The organism is Propionivibrio sp. (assembly GCF_049316945.1).
In the GTDB taxonomy this organism is placed as follows: Bacteria; Pseudomonadota; Gammaproteobacteria; order Burkholderiales; family Rhodocyclaceae; genus Propionivibrio.
Map to the genome: position 1 here is coordinate 1 of NZ_JBMOJE010000053.1, position 19,726 is coordinate 19,726.

The 19,726-nt window shown below is 60.7% G+C and carries 18 protein-coding genes and 1 pseudogene; 11 read left to right on the forward strand and 8 right to left on the reverse strand.

The window, feature by feature from the left end; translation table 11 throughout:
* A pseudogene (locus tag ACOYNV_RS13265) lies at positions 1-221 on the forward strand (hypothetical protein); the annotation flags it as partial.
* A 255-nt stretch (positions 222-476) separates the two neighbouring features.
* On the opposite strand, the gene ACOYNV_RS13270 reads toward ACOYNV_RS13265, so the two are convergent.
* From ACOYNV_RS13270 to ACOYNV_RS13295, 6 genes are all read right to left on the reverse strand, one after another.
* Positions 477-1,958 carry an arylsulfatase gene (locus ACOYNV_RS13270; protein WP_422900259.1) on the reverse strand — a complete coding sequence of 494 codons (1,482 nt, stop codon included), beginning with the start codon at positions 1,956-1,958 and terminating at the stop codon, positions 477-479.
* A gap of 74 nt (positions 1,959-2,032) precedes the next feature.
* On the reverse strand, positions 2,033-3,457 hold the full coding sequence (locus tag ACOYNV_RS13275) for an anaerobic sulfatase maturase (protein WP_422900260.1): 1,425 nt from the start codon (positions 3,455-3,457) through the stop codon (positions 2,033-2,035).
* A gap of 19 nt (positions 3,458-3,476) precedes the next feature.
* Positions 3,477-5,216, reverse strand: a complete 1,740-nt coding sequence (locus ACOYNV_RS13280; protein ID WP_422900261.1) for a SulP family inorganic anion transporter — start codon at positions 5,214-5,216, stop codon at positions 3,477-3,479.
* A 28-nt stretch (positions 5,217-5,244) separates the two neighbouring features.
* Positions 5,245-5,757, reverse strand: coding sequence for a hypothetical protein (locus tag ACOYNV_RS13285; protein ID WP_422900262.1), 513 nt, complete (start codon positions 5,755-5,757; stop codon positions 5,245-5,247).
* 90 nt (positions 5,758-5,847) lie between these two features.
* Positions 5,848-6,738, reverse strand: coding sequence for a DUF2950 domain-containing protein (locus tag ACOYNV_RS13290; protein WP_422900263.1), 891 nt, complete (start codon positions 6,736-6,738; stop codon positions 5,848-5,850).
* A gap of 25 nt (positions 6,739-6,763) precedes the next feature.
* Positions 6,764-8,425 (reverse strand): DUF3300 domain-containing protein, encoded by a 1,662-nt coding sequence (locus tag ACOYNV_RS13295; protein ID WP_422900264.1) that lies wholly within the window; start codon positions 8,423-8,425, stop codon positions 6,764-6,766.
* Positions 8,426-8,861: 436 nt separating this feature from the next.
* Between ACOYNV_RS13295 and ACOYNV_RS13300 the strand changes: the two genes are divergently transcribed.
* The 7 genes from ACOYNV_RS13300 (at position 8,862) to ACOYNV_RS13330 (ending at position 15,436) form a co-directional block, all read left to right on the forward strand.
* Positions 8,862-9,926, forward strand: coding sequence for an amino acid ABC transporter substrate-binding protein (locus tag ACOYNV_RS13300; RefSeq protein ID WP_422900265.1), 1,065 nt, complete (start codon positions 8,862-8,864; stop codon positions 9,924-9,926).
* Positions 9,927-10,111: 185 nt separating this feature from the next.
* Positions 10,112-11,452 carry an SLC13 family permease gene (locus ACOYNV_RS13305; protein ID WP_422900266.1) on the forward strand — a complete coding sequence of 447 codons (1,341 nt, stop codon included), beginning with the start codon at positions 10,112-10,114 and terminating at the stop codon, positions 11,450-11,452.
* Positions 11,453-12,305: 853 nt separating this feature from the next.
* Positions 12,306-12,866 (forward strand): Panacea domain-containing protein, encoded by a 561-nt coding sequence (locus ACOYNV_RS13310; protein WP_422900267.1) that lies wholly within the window; start codon positions 12,306-12,308, stop codon positions 12,864-12,866.
* Between the two features lie 4 nt (positions 12,867-12,870).
* Positions 12,871-13,311 carry a hypothetical protein gene (locus ACOYNV_RS13315; protein ID WP_422900268.1) on the forward strand — a complete coding sequence of 147 codons (441 nt, stop codon included), beginning with the start codon at positions 12,871-12,873 and terminating at the stop codon, positions 13,309-13,311.
* 245 nt (positions 13,312-13,556) lie between these two features.
* Positions 13,557-14,507: a DNA-methyltransferase gene (locus ACOYNV_RS13320; RefSeq protein ID WP_422900269.1), complete on the forward strand. Its 951-nt coding sequence runs from the start codon at positions 13,557-13,559 to the stop codon at positions 14,505-14,507.
* The gene (locus tag ACOYNV_RS13325) at positions 14,494-15,105 is read left to right on the forward strand and encodes a BglII/BstYI family type II restriction endonuclease (RefSeq protein ID WP_422900270.1); all 612 of its coding nucleotides are present in this window, start codon (positions 14,494-14,496) and stop codon (positions 15,103-15,105) included. The genes ACOYNV_RS13320 and ACOYNV_RS13325 overlap by 14 nt, the downstream gene beginning before the upstream one ends.
* A 109-nt stretch (positions 15,106-15,214) precedes the next feature.
* A complete protein-coding gene (locus ACOYNV_RS13330) occupies positions 15,215-15,436 on the forward strand; it encodes a hypothetical protein (RefSeq protein ID WP_422900271.1) in 222 nt (73 codons plus the stop codon).
* A 90-nt stretch (positions 15,437-15,526) separates the two neighbouring features.
* On the opposite strand, the gene ACOYNV_RS13335 is transcribed toward ACOYNV_RS13330, so the two are convergent.
* Complete coding sequence (locus ACOYNV_RS13335; protein WP_422900272.1) at positions 15,527-15,709, reverse strand: hypothetical protein; 183 nt, start codon at positions 15,707-15,709, stop codon at positions 15,527-15,529.
* A gap of 94 nt (positions 15,710-15,803) precedes the next feature.
* Positions 15,804-15,950, reverse strand: coding sequence for a hypothetical protein (locus tag ACOYNV_RS13340; protein WP_422900273.1), 147 nt, complete (start codon positions 15,948-15,950; stop codon positions 15,804-15,806).
* Between the two features lie 273 nt (positions 15,951-16,223).
* Between ACOYNV_RS13340 and ACOYNV_RS13345 the strand changes: the two genes are divergently transcribed.
* The 3 genes from ACOYNV_RS13345 to ACOYNV_RS13355 all read left to right on the forward strand — a co-directional run bounded on the left by ACOYNV_RS13345 (position 16,224) and on the right by ACOYNV_RS13355 (position 19,693).
* On the forward strand, positions 16,224-17,624 hold the full coding sequence (locus tag ACOYNV_RS13345) for a DUF1254 domain-containing protein (RefSeq protein ID WP_422900274.1): 1,401 nt from the start codon (positions 16,224-16,226) through the stop codon (positions 17,622-17,624).
* A gap of 76 nt (positions 17,625-17,700) precedes the next feature.
* Positions 17,701-19,173 carry a DUF1214 domain-containing protein gene (locus ACOYNV_RS13350; protein WP_422900275.1) on the forward strand — a complete coding sequence of 491 codons (1,473 nt, stop codon included), beginning with the start codon at positions 17,701-17,703 and terminating at the stop codon, positions 19,171-19,173.
* A 46-nt stretch (positions 19,174-19,219) separates the two neighbouring features.
* Complete coding sequence (locus tag ACOYNV_RS13355; protein WP_422900276.1) at positions 19,220-19,693, forward strand: alkaline phosphatase PhoX; 474 nt, start codon at positions 19,220-19,222, stop codon at positions 19,691-19,693.
* Positions 19,694-19,726 lie beyond the last annotated feature (33 nt).

Genomic DNA, 19,726 nt, shown 5'->3' on the forward strand with positions numbered 1-19,726 from the left:
ATGAGGCCATCGTGCAGGCGGGGCAGCACGACCTGCCGTTCGGCGGCGTCGGCGCCAGCGGCATGGGGCACTACCATGGCTATGAGGGCTTTCTGACCTTCTCGAAGCTGCGCCCGGTCTTTCGCCAGGGGCCCTTCTCGTCGATCCAGTTGGCGATGCAGCCGCCCTACGGAAAAAGCACGCAGATCGCCCTGGACTTGATGTTCAAGTTGCGCGGTTAGCAGTCGCTCGATGATCGGACATCACGCCGCTTGCGTCCGCGCCGTCCGATAATCCCGATTATGTCGCATACGGCAGCTTGAATGGGCTATCCGCCAGCGCGGCGGCAACCGACGCACTCACGTCGTGTTCCGACATGAAATCCACAATGAATAGACCCGGACCACCGTTCTATTGGCGCCCGGATCTGTTGATTCAGCGCGCCCGGCCGGACGGCTGGGCGCGGCCCCATCGCTGCGGCCGATGGAGTAGGCAGGTCAATCGGCGCTGGCGGCTTCCAGGTCGCGCATCACGGCATCCAGGTTGAACGAGGCCGGCTTCTGCCGTGGCGGGAACTTGACGAAGTTCTCGATCTGGCTGGCGACCACGCCCTGCATCATGTACATGATGTAGGCGTGGGAGATGCACCAGTCGTAGTAGGTATTCGAGTTCTCGTCGGCACGCTCGAAGGGGTCACGCCGCAGGTGAAAGATTTTCGGGATGCGCAACTTCACGAACGGCTCGAACCAGCACGCCAGTTGCTTGGCGCGTTGCTCCATCAGCACCACCTTCCAGTCCTGCATGCGGATGGCAATGATGTCGCCGTCGTCGCTGATGTAGAAGAAGGACTGTCGCGGGCTGTCCTTCACCTCGCCCTTCAGGTAGGGCAGCATGTTGAAGCCGTCGAGGTGGACCTTGAAGGTCTTCTCGCCAGCCTTGTAGCCGTTGAGAAGCTTTTCCTTGACCTCCGGCTCACCCGCGGCGGCGAGGAAGGTCGCCAGCCAGTCCTGGTGGGTGAAGATGCCGTTGAGCACGGTGCCGGCCTTGAACTGGCCCGGCCAGCGCACGAAGCACGGCACCCGCCAGCCACCTTCCCAGTTGGTGTTCTTCTCGGAGCGGAACGGCGTGATGCCGGCATCCGGCCAGGTGTTGAAGTGTACGCCGTTGTCGGTGGAATACATGACGATGGTGTCCTCGGCAATGCCCAGCGCATCGAGCTTGTCCAGCATCATGCCGACGTTCTCGTCGTGCGCCACCATCACGTCGTTGTAGTCGCCCTGGCCGCTCTTGCCCTTGTGCTTTTCGGCGCAGTGGGTGCGGAAGTGCATCGCCGTGGTGTTGTACCAGAGGAAAAAGGGCGTGCTCGCCTGGTGCGCTTCGTCGATGAAGCCCAGCGCGCGCTCGGTCACCTCGTCGTCGACGGTCTCCATGCGCTTTATCGTCAGCGGCCCGGTGTCCACGACCGTCTGCCCGCCCTTGCCGTCGGCCTTGCAATGCAGCACGCCGCGCGGCCCGAAACGCTTCTTGAACTCCGGGTTCTTCGGGTAGTCGGGGTCCTCGGGCTCCTCCTCGGCATTCAGGTGGTACAGGTTGCCGAAGAACTCGTCGAAGCCGTGCATCGTCGGCAGATGCTCGTCGCGGTCGCCGAAGTGGTTCTTGCCGAACTGGCCAGTGGCGTAGCCCAGCGGCTTGAGCAACTCGGCGATGGTCGGATCCTCGGGCTGGATGCCGTTGGTGCCGCCCGGCATCCCCACCTTGGTCAGGCCGGTGCGGATCGGGTTCTGGCCGGTCATGAACGCGGCGCGTCCTGCCGTGCAACTCTGCTGCGCGTAGTAGTCGGTGAAGGCCACGCCTTCGTTGGCGACGCGGTCGATGTTGGGCGTACGGTAGCCCATCTGGCCGCGGCTGTTGTAGCTGATGTTCCACCAGCCAATATCGTCGCCCCAGAGGATCAGGATGTTCGGTTTCTTAGCTGCCATGGTCTCTTCCTTTCAGTGCTGACACAAATTCCGGATCGTCTTCTGGCAACCCGGTTCCAAAAAACTCATTGCTCTCACTGCGGCGTCGCCGTATCTCCTGCCGGCGCGGGGCGATCGACCCTGCTGAAGGGCGAAGCCGGTGCCTTGTCACCGTGGCAGAAGCGGAACTTCTTGCCGCTGCCGCAGGGGCAGGGCTGATAGGCCCCGCGCTTGGCATCGTCTGCGGCGATTGACGCCATCACCTCGGCGGGTGGGCGGTTCTGCCGCAGTTGCTGCACCATGACATTGAAGGTCGGCCCGGTGTGGGTGAAGAACAGTTCCAAGCCCTTGCACAGGTAGTTCTGGCCCGGCTCGCCGTCGCGCGACAGCGCGAAGCGGTCCTTCGGGCAGCCGCCGTTGCACCAGTTGAGCACCTTGCAGTTGCGGCATTGCGCCGTCAGCGCGTCGCGCTTGTCCTGGCCGAATTGGCGCTGCGCGGGCGACGCAATCAACTCGATCATGTGCGTCTGGTGGATGTTGCCAAGCTTGTACTTTGGCTCGACGAAGTGGTCGCAGGCATAGAGATCGCCGTTGTGCTCCAGCGCCGGGCCGTAGCCGCAGGTGGGTGCGTGGATGCACAACAGATGGCGGCCGAAGAAGGCCTCCAGCGTGACGTCGAAGAGCTGCACGAAGACCTGGCCCACGTCATTGCGCACCCACTCCTCGAAGATGTCGATGAGGAATCGGCCGTAGTGTTCAGCGCCCACCGTACGCTCGGTGACCAGGTTGCCGGTCTGCGTATAGAGCAGGCGCTTCTTGCCGGCCTGCTCGCTCCAGCCCTTGTTGGCGATGCTGATGGTTTGCTCGGTGGCGCGCTCGATGATCGGGATGAACTGCACCCACTTCGCACCCAACTCGTCGCGGAAGAAGCGGTACACCGTGCGACCGTGTTGCTGGTTGGCAGCGTTGACGGTGCACAGGATGTTGAAGTCGACCTGGTGCTTGCGCAAGTACCGCCAGCCGCGCATTACCAGGTCGAAGGTGCCCTGACCGCGGCGGTCGACGCGGTAGGTGTCGTGCAACTCGCGCGGGCCGTCGACGCTCAGGCCGACGAGGAAGTTGTGCTGCTTGAAGAACGCGCTCCACTCGTCATCGATCAGCAGACCGTTGGTCTGGAAGGTGTACTGCACGCTCTGGCCGGGCTGGAGGTACTTCTCGACCAGCTCGACCGAATGGCGAAAGAAGTCGAGCTTCATCAGCGTCGGCTCGCCGCCCTGCCACGCCACCGTCACCTGCGGCGCCCGGTGCGACTCGAGCAACTGGCGGATGTAGACCTCCAGCGTAGCCTCGCTCATGCGGTGCTTGTCGTTCGGGTAAAGCGATTCCTTGGACAGGAAGAAGCAATAGGTGCAATCGATGTTGCACGTCGACCCGCTCGGCTTGGCCAGCAGGTGGAAGCCTGGCGGGGCGGTCGTGGGCAGCGGCGCGGGCAGCGCAGTTGGGTCGGCTACGGCAGGCACGGTTTCACTCGGTCGCATGTTAGGCCTTTTCGGGCGAGGCGCCGCCGGGGGCTTGGCCCAGCCAGGCATTGGCCGCCGCCACCGCCTGGTTGAGCGCCGCGCCGAGCTGCGGCGTGGCCACGAAGACGTTCTCGTCGCCAATCAGCATGAGCACCCCGGTCTTGGCCAACTGGTCGCGTACCAGCGGATCCACGCCGACCAGCATCAGTTTGCCTTGCCTGGCCTGCAGCGCCTGGGAATAGCGCTGCAACACGGTCACGAAGGTGCTGCCGATCTCGCTTTTGCCGCGCAGGTTGATGGCCACGACGGCGCGGGTGGCATCGCCGACGGCCGGCAGCATCTCTTCCATGTTTTTGGCCGCGGCGAAGAACAGGCTGCCGTAAACTTGCAAGACGGTGAGCTGGTGGCTGGGCAGGCGTTTGGGCGGCGGCTGTTCCACGGGAAAGCCTTGCGCTTGCAGTACCCATTGGACGACGACGACCTTGTTCGATTGGCGGATGGTGTTGAGCATGATGCTCATCACCACACCGAAGAGCACCGCAAACTGCAGCGGGATGGTCAAGGTAGCGAGGAAAGTCGCGATCATCACCAGCCTGGAAATGCGACCGGTCTTCCAGGCCATCACCGCCTGTTCAATGCGCAGGCCCTGGAAACCGGCGACGATCAGCAGCGCGGCCAGCGCCGGCATCGGCACCCGTTCCACCAGCGGTCCGGCCAGCAACACGATCAGCGCCACGAACAACCCGACGAAGATGTTGCCCCAGCGCGAGCGGGCGCCCGCGCTCATGATCAGCACCGTACCGGAGACCGACCCGCCGGCAGGAATGCCGCCGACCAGGCTGGTGGCCATGTTGGCCGCACCCTGGCCGAGGAAGTCGCGCGACACGTTCGGGTACTGACCGTCGGGGTTGGGCGTGCCCTGACTGACACCGGCGCCCTGCACCAGGCCGATGACGGCCACCGAGAAAGCCGGCAGCAAGAGCGACATGACCAGCGAGGGCTGAGGCATCATCAAGTCGGGCAGTGAGCGCGTAATCGCGGCGATGTCACCGACTGTCGGGACGGTGGCGAAGAGGGCGGTGGTCGACATGAACGGGAGGTTGAGCACGGCCAGCAGGACGGTCGCCGCGGCAATCGCGATGATGAAGGCGAAGCGCTGCAAGCGCTTGAAGAACAGTAGCGCCAGGATCAGCACGAGCGTCAGGCCGCCGATGATGCTGTCCTGGACACTGATCTGGCCGATGCGCAACAGAAGGTCCAGCGCCTGCGCGACCCGGTTCGTGAAGCTGCTCTTATAGCCCGTCAGGTCGCTTAACTGGCCGAGGATGATCAGCACGGCGACGCCGTTGAGAAAACCGGTCATTACCGAATTGGAAACGAAGCGGATCATGAACCCCAGCCGGAACAGGCCCGCCAGCAACTGGATCACGCCCACCAAAAACACCAGCACGACGAGCGCCGGCAGCTTCTGATCAGCGGGGAAATCTGCCAGCACCACCCCGGCGGCCACCGACAACGCACCGGTCGTCGACACATTCATGAAGACCGAACTGCTGAAGATGGTGCCGATGGGCACCGCGACCATCAGGGTGTAAATGCCGAGCAAGGGGTTGACCGTCGCCAGTAGCGCGTGCGCCATCGCCTGCGGCACGTTGACCACGGCAAAGGTCAGCGCAGCAATCAAGTCGGACGCGAGATAGCGGCGCTTCGGCTTCATTCGTTGCACTGCGGCCTGAATCTGTACCTTGCGGGTGGTCATGGTCATTGATCCTCGAATGCGCAGCCCATCAGCGGATTTCGTTTGCCGATCGACGACCAAGCCACCAGCGGGCGACACGCGTGATCGGGCCGCGCAGCAGCAGGTACGGAACAAAGGCGAGCAAGCCGGCGACGATCACCGCCTCGGCCGGATGGAAGGTGTCGAAGGCGATGAATTGATAGACCAGATCCATGCACAGGCCGAGGAGGATGACCCGCGCGGTGGCGATCAGCCCCTCGTGCAGGCGACTGCCGCGTTGCGCTGGATTGGTCAGAATGGTCCAGAAGTAGGGATCGCGCCCGCTGCGGGCGTCCCTGACTCCGTCGAGCAGCGCCGCAATGGTCGCCATGATGGGCTGCAGAATGAAACGGAAGGTCATCGGCCCGCCTGGACGCTCGAGCAGGTTTTGCCAGATGCGCTCAAAAACCGGCACCGAGAGACCGTGCATTACGATCCCGAGAACGACGAACGCGACCATCAGCACAACAACCAATCGTGCCAGAAAAATCTTCGTCTTCGATACTTTCTTTTCTATCGCCAAAGCTTCCTCATCTGCCCCGAAAATGCCCCTGTTCCTGCCCGTGCCGGATGTTACTTTTGGCGCAGTGATGCAGGCGCGGGCGCCGCTCGGTCACGGCGCGGGGAGCGCCGTCCACGAAGCGTCGGGGTCGAATTGCGTCATCGCGCCAGCGATGGCGGCAGTTCTGGACCCTAGATGCTTCTGGTAGACGATACCGTCCTGGTTGACGACGAAGGTCATCAAGCCGGTCTCGCCGTAGCGGGCCGGCCATCCGACCAGCGCGAAACCTTCGGTCATGTGCCCACCCTTGACATACTTGCGGGCGCCGCCCTGTGCCGCCTTCCCCTGCGCCTTGAGAATCCTGAAGCGGTAGCCGTGGTAGCCCTCCTTCAGGTCTTTCGTCTCCAGCAGCGGGCCCGCCGGGCTCTCCGGCTCGTCGGCAGCCGTTGGCCAGTAGAGGCCGTCCTGCTTGCCGGGTGAACTGAGTATCTTTTGCGCGAATTCGAGGACGCCGTTGCCGTTGCGGTCCTGCGCGGCGTACTCCCGCTGTGCATCGACGAAGGCATACATGGTTTGAATCGCGGCCAGTTCATTGCGTCCGATGCGGCGGATACGCATTTCTTCCTTTCCCGCCCGTGTATCGAAGATCCAGCCGCTGCCGCTACGCACCAGCGGTATCGGCAATGTCCAGCCGCTGCTCACTTCGAGACGTGCCAGCGTGTCGCTGTCGCGCAGGATGCGGTGCCCTTTTGCCCAGGCGGCGAGAAAAGCCAGGCGATCCTCGCTGGCCAGGTCATCGAGCGACATCATGCGCGCGTATTCGACGCCGAGAATCGCCCGTATTTCGCCATCGTCATTGCGCGCGAGACTATCGACCAGGGCTTCCGCCGCAATTTCCGGCGAGGCGAAAACTTTTTGCGTCCCGGCGACCGCACACGATACAGACATTGCCAGTGCGCAGATCAGCGCGGCTGTAGCCTTCAACCATCGATTGCTCATCATTGGACCTTTCATGGTCGGCCCCTCGTTATTGATTGCGCCGCTGGGCGGCGGCGCCACCGGCGGGGCGAGAAACATTGGATTGGCGCTGCGGGGCATTGTGCCGCTGGGCGGCAGCACCACCTGCCGGGGGCGTAACATTGGATTGCCGCTGCGGCGTATTGTGCCGCTGGGCAGCCTGGCTTGCGCGGCCACGGTCGATCTGTTGTTGTGCCTGCCTGCCGTCGTTGGCGCCGCGCAGCGCATTGTCGCGATTGGTTCGCGCAGCGCTTTCGTTGCGGTTCTGTGCCTGGCTACGCTCGATATTGCTGGCTCGGTCGCGCGCCTGGCTGCGGTCAATGTTGCTTGCGCGGTCCTGAACCTGGCTACGCTCAATGTTGCTGGCGCGATCCTGAACCCTGCTGCGGTCGACGTTGCCCGCCCGATCCTGAACCTGGCTGCGATCGATATTGCTGGCGCGGTCGCGGGCCTGACTGCGATCGATATTGCCGGCGCGATCCTGAACCTGACTGCGATCGATGCTGCCGGCCCGGTCCCGAACCTGGCTGCGGTCGATGTTGCCCGCCCGATCCTGAACCTGACTGCGGTCGATGTTGCCGGCGCGCTCGCCTGCCGGTGTTCTGTCGCCTCCCGGTGTGCGCTGCGGAATCTGGTTGCGGTCGATGTTGCGTAGCGCTTCGCGGTCCAGATTCTCTGCGCCGACACGATCGGACAGCGCAGCCCTGGCCTGCGCCCGCTGATCCTCGCGGCCGCGATACTCCTGGCGGCCGCCACGATCCCCGGGCTTATTCTGCAGTATTCGATCGCGCGTATTGGCGTCACGATAAGGAACACCGCGGCGGTTGCCGGGGTTGTGGTTCCAGTTCACATCCCGGTTATTGGAGTTGATGCGATTGTTGACGTTGATGTTGTTCCACTGATTGACATTGATATTGACGTTACGCCGCCGCCAATCGACACCACCCCACAGCGCGTTGGTCACGCCGATGCCGACGCCCCACCAGATGGCGGTGCTGATCGGGTTCCAGCCGAATCCCCAGCGCACCGGAGGCGGGAAGAAGAATGGCGGAAACAGCGGGTGCCACCACGGGCCGAAGACATGGACCGGGTTATATATCGGCACGAAAATGACCTGTGGATTGGCCGGCGCGATGGTGATGATCTGGGCCGGCGGGGGTGGCGCCGTAACGACGATGGTTTGCGGTGCCGGCGGTGCGGCTTGCACAGCAATGATCTGTTGTTCGTTGGAGCTCAGGTTGCCGGCGCCCTTGGCCTTGGCGCGCAGGAACTGTACCGAATCCATGACATTTTCAGGTTGCGCCAGGAAAGCGTCGCCGAGATCCTGAACCCATTCGGGCTTTTCGCCGAGCATGGCCAGCACTTGCGGGAAGGCGACCAGCGACTGCACGCTGGGATCCCACGGCTTGTACTGCACCGCTTTCACAGCTTCGTCACCCTTCAGGCTGCGGTTGGGGAACGCCCACTCGGCTGCTTCCGCAACATCTTTCGGATAGGTGGATGCCATCAGCACCTGCGACAGGAGTGCGTCGGGAAAGAGCGCGATCGGCGCCAGCATCTGGTCGAGTTGTTCGGCATTGAATTTGGGAGGGTCTGCGGCACGTGCCTGGGCCGCAAACAGCAGGAGCACGGCAGCAAATAGCAGGGCGGCGACACGCAGGATCGAATGCATTACTTGAGCTCCTTTTCGACGATACGGGGGGGGTAAGACCCGACGACTTGCGCATTTCGAGAGGTAATACGGGCCAGATCAACCTTCACTACACAGGGCCGCGAATCAAGGTACAACATTGCATGAGAAACATCGGCCGATTTTCTTGGATGCATTTTGTAGCGAATAGTTCTGCTTCTTATAAAAATAATTAAATTCTTCAAGTGCATGATTATAAATAACTGTTTGAAATTAGAATTGCGTATTGCATGATCGGTTTACCTTGGGTAGTATCGGATCGGTGACCGTCATGATGTCGGCCTGAAGCTGCCCGTCATGCCGGAGTTGGCCTTCTGTCTCCCCCGCGTTCGCCTCGGCAAGCAAACTGTCGGCTGCGCAGGACGAGTTCAGTGGGAGCTTCCATCGACCCGTCAAACCAGCATGGATGACCTTGACAATGAATAAGCACATCGCCCTGCAGATTCGGATGCCGCGGATGAAACTGACTGTTCTCTGTGTTGCCGTGCTGCTTCTGATGCTCGCGGCCTTGCCGCAGGTCGAGGCCGCCGAGGTCTTGAACGGGGTGAAAGCGCGTGGGCAACTGCGCTGCGGGGTGAGCGAGGACATTCCCGGCTTCTCCGAGCGCGATGCCAATGGACGCTGGCGCGGACTGGAGGTCGACTTCTGCCGTGCAGTGGCAGCGGCGGTGCTGAACGACCCGGAAAAAGTGGAGTTCGTGCCGCTGCAAACCACCACACGGTTTCCCGCGCTGCAGACGCGCAGGATCGACCTGTTGCTGGCCAACGCCACCTGGACCCTTACCCGCGAGGCTGTATTGAAGGTTCGCTTTCCCGGCATCCTCTTTTACGATGGACAGGGCTTCATGGTCGCGGCCGCGGCCAGGATTGCAACGCTCGCCGACCTCGACGGTGCGACCATCTGCGTCGAGAGGGGAACGACGCACCAGCGTAACCTGGAGGACTATTTCAAGGCGAACGGCAGGTCGGTAAAGCCTCTGCTCATGGCCTCGGTCCAGCAGGCGGCGACAGCTCTGTTCGCCGGCCAATGCCAAGCCTATACCTCGGACTCTGGCGCACTGGCGGCCATGCGTCTGCGAGCGCCGGGTGATCCAGGGTCCTTCGTGATCCTGCCCGAACGCATCTCCAGGGAACCGCTCAGCCCGGTCGTCTGGGGTAACGATCCGGAGTGGGCGACGGTGATTCGTTGGGTTCTGAACATCCTGATCCTGGGGGAGGAATACGGCGTCACCCGTGACCGGCTCGATGCGGAGATCGAGGAGAACAGGAACCCCCTGCTGCGGCGGAACCCCTACGAGGGCGAGATGATCGCGCGGTCGATGGGGATCGAGCCTCAGTGGGGGATCCGGGCCCTGCGGGCGGTCGGCAACTACGGCGAGGTCTTCGAGCGCAACGTCGGGCGCAACAGCCCGCTCAAGATCGAGCGCGGTCTTAACCGGCTGTGGATGCACGGCGGACTCCACTATTCTCCACCGATCGACTGAGAGACTGTGAAAAATTCATTTCAGCCAAATCACCCAGCTCGTCACCCCGGCGAAGGCCGGGGTCTAGTTCGTCTATCTGATTGTTTTCATAGATATCAGAGGTGCGCACTGGATTCCGGCCTGCGCCGGAATGACGGTCTTGGATGCCGGTGCCAATTAATTCACAGCCTCTGAGTGATGCCCCGATGACAGACTTCCAGATCAACCTCACCATCGCTGTCTTTGCCGCGGTCATCCTCTGCATCGCCTTCGATCTTGTGGACATGGTGGTCGCCGCACTGCTCGGGGTGAGCACCCTGATCGCGTTCGGGGTTCTCGAAGGTAGCGATCTGATGCCGATCGTGCACACCGCCGGTGGCCCGCTCGCGTTGCTCTTCGGTGGCATGGTGGTGGCGCGGGTGATCGGCAAGACAGGAATTTTCGAGCGGATCGGCGATATGTTCCTGCGCGCCACCGGCGGTAGCGGCAAGCGGCTGCTGCTGCTGATTGTCGCGCTGGTCGCGCCCATGTGCGCCGTCCTGCCGAACGCCACCGCGGTCATCCTGGTGGCGCCGGTCATCGTCAACGTTTGCCGGGCGCTCAAGGTCGACATCGTCGGGCCCCTGATCATCACGGCCATCGTCAGTAACGCCGCGGGGATGCTCACCCTGGTGGGCGACCCCGCCACCTTTCTGGTCGGCAGTGCGATCGGGCTGTCCTTCCTCGACTATTTGCGGATGGTCAGCCTGGGTGGCGTGCTGGCCGTGCTCGCGGTGGTGCCGTTGCTGCCGTTGCTGTTGCCCAAGGTCTGGGCGGCGCGGGTGACCCTGCCGGAGGAGCGCCCACCCGTTCCCATCGAGCGCCCCGGTTTCCTGGTCCTGTCGCTGCTCGTGCTGTTGCTCATGGTGACCCTGTTCATTGTCGGGGAGTCCCTGCCAACGCGCATCGTCCCGCCTCAGGTCGCCATCATCGGCGCGGCCCTGGCGCTGCTCCTGATCTATGGTGCTCGCATCGAACCGGTCGGCGAGGTGATCCGCGATGTCGACTGGAAGACGATCCTGTTTCTCGGCGCCATCTTCACGCTGGTCCAGGCCTTCATCAAGACCGAGTTGCTGCAAGGCTTGTCGATCCAGGTCTACCAGTGGTTCGGTGCCGACCTGATGCCTGTGGCTTTCGTCTTGCTGGCCGGCATCGGGGTCCTGTCGAGCCTGCTGGCCAACATCCCGGTGGTCGCCGCCGCACTGGTCATGGTCACCGGCTACCTGGTGGTGGCCGGTGCCGCTCCGGAGGTCGCGCTTGCTCCCGGTTTTGTCAATTGGCCGACGGCCACGCTGCCGGTATTCGTCGCGATGATGTTCGGTGGCACCCTCGGTGGCAACGCGACGCTGATCGGCGCCTCGGCCAATGTCGTCGCCGTCGGCATCTGCGCCGCGCATGGCAGTCGCGTGAGCTTCATGCAGTTCCTGCGGATCGGGTTGCCCATCGCGGCGCTGCAGTTGACGGTCGGAGCGCTTTATGTCCGGGCGCTGGCCGCAATTCTTGATTAGTTCCGCAGCCCGGATATCACCTGGCGGGAATGTGCCCGAACTTACGCCTGCGCCTCGGTGAGCGGGAGCTAAAAAGGTCAGCTTCGCATTCTTTCTTTTGAGAAATGCTGTGCGATGCTGACCCATTTATCGGGCAACGGCGGTCGTGCCTGGGTCCATCCACATCTGGGAATGTACTGATGGCTTCAGTTGGGCAGTGCGCCTGGCTGAAGCTGCCGCCCCCGAGGCGGGCTGGAAGGCAATAGCTATGCTCTTCTTCGAGGTGATGCCTGTGGGGGCCAATGTCTACGCGGCGTTCCGGGCATCATCTTCGTAGATCGCCTGTTCATGAGCATCTCAGAAGATAATCTGATTCAGAACGCCGCACACCAAGACGCTGGCTGGTAGTCAGTCATGTTAAACCCTAAAACCTCAGTTTAACCACGGCGAACACGGCGGGCACGGCGAAAAGCCTCAGGTTTTCAGGATTTCATGGCTTACCCAAAGGGTGAATCATGAAAACATTGCAAGCTCTTGTTTTTCCGTTGTCCCTCTTCAGGGAGGCTTCGCGCTGTTCGCCGTGTTCGCTGTGGTCAACTGCCTTTTGTAGGTTAAAACAGATAGACACAAAGCCCCGTCATCCCGGGCTCTCCACTTCCTACGGTCGCTTTCGCCGGAATGACTGTAATGACTGCCGACTAGCCGAACCGACCGAGGTAAGCGTATTGGTCAAAATGCCCTCCCTCTGTAAGGCTCGCTATTCGATTCGTCGAATCAGGCTACCGTGATAGTATTGCCCGGCCAGCGAACGGCGATTTCTTGCCAATATATGTAGCACAGCGCTGGTAAGCAGCAAGCCAAAACCGAGGAAGCGATGCTAGTCAGTCACGAACGCGAAAAGATGATTAACGCCATCATTTACTTCGCCAATCACACCCGCCATCTTGGCAAAATCAAGCTGTTCAAGCTGCTTTACCTGCTTGATTTCGAGCATTTCCGCCTGACAGGCCGCAGTGTGACCGGGCTTGACTATCGCGCATGGAAATTCGGGCCGGTACCCGTAGCACTTGAACAGGAATGGGAAGACCCCGAGCCGGACATGGTCGCCGCCATCCGCATCGAGCCGGAAAAGGTCATCGACTATGTGCGCGAAACCGTTGCCGCGCAGGCCGAGTTTGACGACAGCCATTTCACCAGGCGCGAACTACGCATCATGGGCACCCTGGCCGAACAATATCGCGACGAGCTTTCACACCGCATGATTGACGTCACCCATGCCGAGAACGGGGCGTGGGCGCGTATCTGGAACGACGGGCGTGGTTTCGACCAGCCCATTGACTACGCCCTGTCTCTGGCCGAAAACGACCCGAACCGTGCCGCCATCCTTCAATTTGCCCACGAACATCAGGCGCTAATCCAGACCCAGCGGAACTAAGCACATGCCTGCAACGCAGTTGGCCACGCCGGGGCAGATTTTCAGGCACCCCCGCTACTATCACGACGCAACAGGCTGGCATACCAAATACCTGTTGGTACTCGCCTCCGATAGCGACAACGTGGTGTATCGCCTGCTCACCAGCCGTGCCCACGCTCGACCAGAGACCCCGCCGTGCTATCACGGCGACCCCTACCCCGGCTTTTATCTTGGCCTGCTTGGCGGCTCACTGAGCGCCAAAAGCTGGCTGGACTTGCGTCGGCAGGACGACTACGACTATCGGCAGTTTGCAGCCGACCTTGCCGGTGGTTTGTTAACCCCGGAAACCAGCTTGCCACACCCGCAGCTTTGTGCCGCACTTGACTGCACCGCCAATGCCGACGACACCAGCCGTCAGCAAACCCGCCAGATGCGCGACCAGCGCGCGCAGACGGGCTGCGACTAGCGAGCAGACGATGATAGAAAACAGACAACAACTTGCCGCCGCGCTCATACCGTATTTGCGCGAATTCTTGGAACGTGGAACAACAGGGGACAGACCACGGTTTCCTGTTTTTCTGCACTGAGAACCAGAAACCGTGGTCTGTCCCCTGTTTCCCTTGCTCCCGGACGTCGCGTTGGATTTCCTATCCTTTGTTTCGTATCAAGTGGTGTGGCAGACTGACATTGTTAACTTAAAGGAATGAACGGATGATTGCCGCTGACTATGCACAAGATGCCCGTGCGGTTGTTTACGCGGGAGATTGTTTGGCTCTGATGAAGGATGTTCCTGTCGAGTCAATTCAACTGGTAGTGACTTCTCCTCCCTACAATATTGGCAAGCCCTACGAAAAAAAACTGAGCCTGAAGGATTATGTGGCACAGCAGTCAGAAATTATTGAGTCTTGTGTCAAGGTATTGGCACCTTCAGGCAGCATTTGCTGGCAAGTCGGGAATTTTGTGGATAAGGGGCAAATCATTCCGCTTGACATTGTGTTGTACCCGATTTTTCAACAATTGGGGCTTCAACTGCGCAACCGAATTGTTTGGCATTTTGAGCATGGACTTCATTGCTCAAATCGCTTTTCAGGTCGGTATGAAACAGTGTTGTGGTTTACCAAGACCCAGGACTACAAGTTCAATCTTGACCCGGTGCGTGTTCCTCAAAAGTACCCGGGTAAGCGCCACTTTAAAGGGCCAAAATCCGGTGAGTTGTCTGGAAACCCTTTGGGCAAGAATCCGGGGGACGTTTGGATTATTCCAAACGTCAAAAGCAACCATGTCGAAAAAACGGCACATCCGTGCCAGTTTCCTGTTGAATTGGTGGAGCGGTTTGTCTTGGCGTTAACCGATGAGGATGACTGGGTGTTTGATCCTTTTCTGGGGTCAGGAACTTCAGTCATTGCGGCGCTTAGGCAAGGTCGGCGAGGCATGGGGGCTGAACTGGCAGCCGATTACGTAAAAATATCCCAGGACAGGGTGCACGAGCAATTAGCCGGTCGGCTGGTCACACGACCGATGCATAAGCCGGTTTTCGATCCGGAATTAGCAGGGCGATCTCTCAGCACTAATCACTGGAAAACGCCAGAGGTAGTATCTCAGCAGCTCAAACTCGTTCAGGAACGTGCACTTTACGATACGGTAATTCATGAAGATCGCTGAGACCTATTCCCACCTCAATGGTTTGGAATTTTTGATGGTGCATCGGCCAAAGCTTTGGACTGAAATCAAGCGTGTAATCGCTTCTGTTGATGCCAAAGCATGCCGCACCAAAGTATCCAAGGAAAAACGAACCTTGGATAAATTGTTGTACAGCCCTATTGATATGAATGCCGCTTTCAAACAATCCTTAAATGGGGTTGGTTGGGCAGAAAGTCGGGTGAGTTATTGGGTGACGCGCAACGAAAAATTGATTCGCAAGACACTTACAATGAGCGCTGCAGAACAAAAGAAGGAAATTCTTGATGCTGGTGAATTACCTATTGCGAGCTACAACCAGACTGATTTTGTCAAAGATCGGGTAGCGATTGAAGTGCAGTTTGGCAAATATTCCTTTGTGGCCTATGACCTGTTTGTGAAACACTTGGCGTTTTATGTCCGAGACGAAATCGATGTTGGTATTGAAATCTTGCCTATGAAAACCCTACAGGCTCAAATGAGTTCAGGCGTTGCCTACTACGAGGGCGAGTTTTACAACGTGATCCGCAATGGACGTGGAGTACCATCAGTGCCGCTAGTTCTGGTCGGTATTGATGTTTGAGTGCAATTAGTTGGTCTGTCCCCCTGTTTCTGGTGCGCAGTACCTATTGCTACACAGCTACAAGGTCGCTAGCTCGACTCTATTCAAGGTACGCACGTTGGGACCGAGGGTGCTCTCCAAAAAATCGATGCTGGATTTGGGGTATCCGAGTAAGCATCCAAAAGACTTCTATCTGGTTTTCGATGTTGATGAGGCTAAGGGTTTTGAGGGTTACGAGTGGGATTACCACAAGCTGCCTGACCGGCTGAAAAACCGCCAATCCGCCGAACCGCAAACCGTTACTCTCTATCTGCTGATGTCGGTAGCGAGACGGAATTTTCTGGCGTTGTAATTGTGAGATAGCTTGGAAGTTGCGCAGAATGGCGTTCTGCATTTAGTCTTTGTAGATAGCCTGTTAATGGGCTTCCCGGACGTGCTCACCTCACCGGGTTCGGCGAAATGAGCGAACGGCCACGGTTGCCACGACCACCCAGAATCCAAGCCTGAGAACCAGCGCGCCTACCGTGCGCATCTCGTAAACACTGCCTCCCATAACGTGAAAAGCGAAGGCGCCGGCAACGAAACCCGTTGCGACGGCCAGTGCGCCGCCGTCCATGGCGACCATGCGCGATTCAGCCAGAGTCCGACGCCGGTATCAAGCTAAAAGGGTCAGCTTCGCATTCTTTCTTTTGAGAAATGCTGTGCGATGCTGACTCCATTTATCTGGGATTGCTCATTCCCGACAGCATCAAGCCCATGCCGAACAGTATCCCCGTAGCCAGTGCCGAGAGATTCACTTTCATGCCGGCAGCCATGAAGACAAAAACGGTCGCCAGCGAACGTGGCGCCAGACAGGCAACAGGCATTGCTTGGGGTGCTATTCGGCGGGCCTTTCTGCAAATCGCGACACATGCCGGCCCAATCTTGGCGATTACCCGTCGCACCCGGTGTCAACCAAACTCCCCGACAGCCCATTGGGATTTCCTGTCCTTGCCATGCGGCAGTTTGGCTTCGCAACTTTTCGTCGCACCCGGTGTCATCCATACTTCCCGACAGCCCATTTGGATTTCCTGTTTTTGCCATGCGGCAGTTTGGCTTCGCAATTTTTCAACGACCACGCTTCCAGGGAGAAACCATCCATGTTGATCGCACAACGCTGTGCAATTCAGTTCGTCACAATCCTCTTGTTCGCGACCGCCGCGTTGGCGCCGGCGCGAGCCACCGAGCCCGCGCAGGACGAGGCGCTCGCCTACTCCATCGGGGTTCAGACCTACATCAACGGCTTTCCGATGATGGATCTCTACCGGACGCTTTGGGAAACGTCGTTCGACCCCAAACGCGGCCACGACCGGACGCTGAATGAGTTCTTCGCATTCGATCGTCTCATCACGAGCAAGGATGATTGGGTCATCACCCCGAACAACGACACGATCTATTTGCGCGCCTTCCTCGACCTGCGCAAGGAGCCGATCATTCTCGTGATCCCGCCAATGGGTGATCGGCAGTACTGGGTGCCGGTGAGCGACATGTGGCACGACTTCGACGCCAGCTTGTCGTGGGACACCGTCGGCGCGCGCGGCGGCGCCTTCGCCTTGTGCGCGCCCGGCTGGCAGGGCGTGCTGCCCGGGGGTGTGAAGCGGGTCGACATGGGCACGCCGATCATCTGGACGCTGCCCCGCATCGCCGTGAACGGCGACCCGGACCTGCCGGCAGCGGTCGCGTTGCAGAAGCAGTTCCGGCTCGTCCCGCTGAGCCAGTGGGGCGCAGCCTCGGTCGCCCGGCCCAGGCCCGATGCAGCCGAATTCCCGCGCTTCACCCGAGCCGAGCTGACCGATGCGAAGGCGTACTTCACGACCCTGAACACGCTGCTCCGGCTCTCGCCGCGCCTCGGAAACCCATCGGACGACGCCTTGGCGGGCTGGCTGCGCGAGCTTGGGATGCATCCCTTCACCGGGTTCGACTGGAACAAACTTTCACCGCAGGCACGACGCGGCCTCGAACGAGCGGCGGCGGACGCGCACCGGATCATTGCGGAGCGCATGCCGCGCCTCGTGCCGATCGTCAACAACTGGCAACTCGCCCGTCTCGACAAGCGGATCAGCGGCGATCCCGTGTTCGCGGCTGGCGCTGCGATGCTCGGGCTGCTCTGGAATCCGAAGGAGATTAGCACCTACGACGTCGCCTTCTTCGATGGCGCCGGCGCGCCGCTCGACGGCAACAACCGCTACGTCCTCCGCTTCTCGCCGCCGCCGCCGGTCGATGGCTTCTGGTCGGTCACGATGTACTCGGCCGAGAACCAGCTCTTCGTTCCCAATCCTCTCGACCGCTACTCGTTCGGTGACCGCACGAAGGGAATCGTGTACGAGAAGGACGGCGCGCTCGAGGTCATCCTCCAGCACGCGGAACCGACCGATCCGAAAGAGCGGGCGAACTGGCTGCCCGCGCCCAAGGGGCGCTTCTACCTCGTGACGCGGCACTACTCACCGCGTCCGCCGATCCTCACCGGCGACTGGCTGCCGCCGCCGATCACGAAGCGCTGAGCCCGGCCGCTGTGATCCGAGCCGATAGCCATCGACCACCGAACGAACGAATGCTCAACTTGGAAGGACCTCGACCATGACTGTACGGAACCCTCTCGTCATTGCCTGTGTCTGCGCGCTTGCCGCGTGGATTCCCGTCGCCAACGCCCAGTTGCAGGGCCGTCAGGAAACCCGCTCCGGTGTCCTCGAGTTCGAAGCCAACGGCTATCCGACCGACGCGACTGTCAAGCGCGTTAGCGAGGAGGTCGACTACCAGCGCGCCGTGCAGGCCTACATCCACTTCGTGCCGTCCGTGGCTATGATTCAGTGGCGCAACGCGCACTTCGGCGCCCTCGGTGGCAAGGCGGGCGACCTGATCGTGTACCGGACCACGGAACAGAAGCTGCCAATCATCACCGCGAACGACACGACGACCTATGTCATCACCTTCGCAGAGTTGAGCGACACCGGCGGTCTGCTGATGTACGAGGTGCCGCCCGGGCCGACCGGCGGCGGGGTCATCGACGTCTGGCAGCGGCCGGTCTCGGATACCGGCATGGTCGGCCCGGACCGCGGCAAGGGCGGCAAGTTCCTGATCGTGCTGGAGGGCACCAAGGTCCCGGCGAATCACGGCGCAGACTTCGTGATCACCTCCAAGACCAACACGGTCATGATCGGCACCCGCATCCTGACCCCGGATCCGAAGGAAGGTCAGCGCATTCTCAACGCCCACAAGATCAACGGCCTCGGCAAGAAGTCGATGATCCGCGTCTTCGAGGCGCCGAACCGGAACTGGGAGGGCCACCAGCCGCGCGGTCTTGAGTACTGGAAGGTGGTGCACCAGGCGATCCAGCTCAATCCGGTGGAAGAGCGCGACATGGCCGTCTTGCAAGGGCTCAAGAACCTGGGCATCGAAAAGGGCAAGCCATTCAACCCCACCGACGCGCAGAAGAAGCTCCTGGAGCAAGCGGCTCTCGTCGGAGAAACCTGGGCGATGGGCAACAGCTTCCTGAAACGCGATCCCGTCAAGCACTGGACGGACGATCCGAAGTCCCAGTGGCAGTACATCCTGTTCATGCAGAGCCCGCTCGACCAGATGGCCAAGAGCCACATGGAGATCGATGCGCGGACCGCCTACACCTACGAGGCCATCACGGTCACCGAGGCCAGTACGATGAAACTCGTCGACGCCGGCATCCAGTATCTCGCGTCCTACAAGGACGACGCCGGCCGCTGGCTGGACGGCGGCAAGGCCTACGAACTGGTCGTGCCCAAGGACGTGCCGATGCTGAACTTCTGGTCGGTCGTGCTCTACGACAACGACACGCGCTGCATGATCGTGAATCCGCAGGGCAAGACGGAGGTCAACAGCCGCCAGCCGCTCGTCAAGAACGGCGACGGTTCCGTGCGCCTCGTGTTCTCCCCGAAGAAGCCCGACGGCGTCCCCGAGGCCAACTGGATCCAGACCAACCCGAAGAAGGGCTTCTTCGCCTACTTCCGCTGGTACTCGCCCACCAAGGCGTTCTTCGACCGCTCTTGGAAGATGGGGAACATCGCGGAAGTGAAGTAGAAAGTTTCGCTGCCGCAAGGGTTCGATTGATGGCCAAAGATTTTCAGTGGATGGAAGACATCAACTTCAACGCCAACCCGTCCATCCACGAAATCTCGGACCCGGCGCGGCGCGTCGTGCTGCTGGGCGGCGTTGGCTCGCTGACGGTCGCGCGCTCGCACCATGGCTTACCGGCTGCGTCACAGCCGGCGCCCCGGCCAACGCGCGGCCCGAGGCGCATGGCGACGTCCGCGGCGACATCTTCGCTTGCCCGGACGGAGCGCACGGCGTGCTGTGGATACAGACCGATATGGCATCCAATGAGATGCACAGGGGCGAGATGCAGGGCTTCGGCAACAACCAGATGCTGGCCTGCGATCCCGCCACCGGCGAGGTGCGGCGCTTCCTGACCGGCCCGGTCGGCTGCGAGATCACCGGCATCGGACTGACCCCGGACGGGCGCACGATGTTCGTCAACATCCAGCGAGCTAAAAGGGTCAGCTTCGCATTCTTTCTTTTGAGAAATGCTGTGCGATGCTGACCCCATTTATCGCCATTTATCGGGACCCATGTG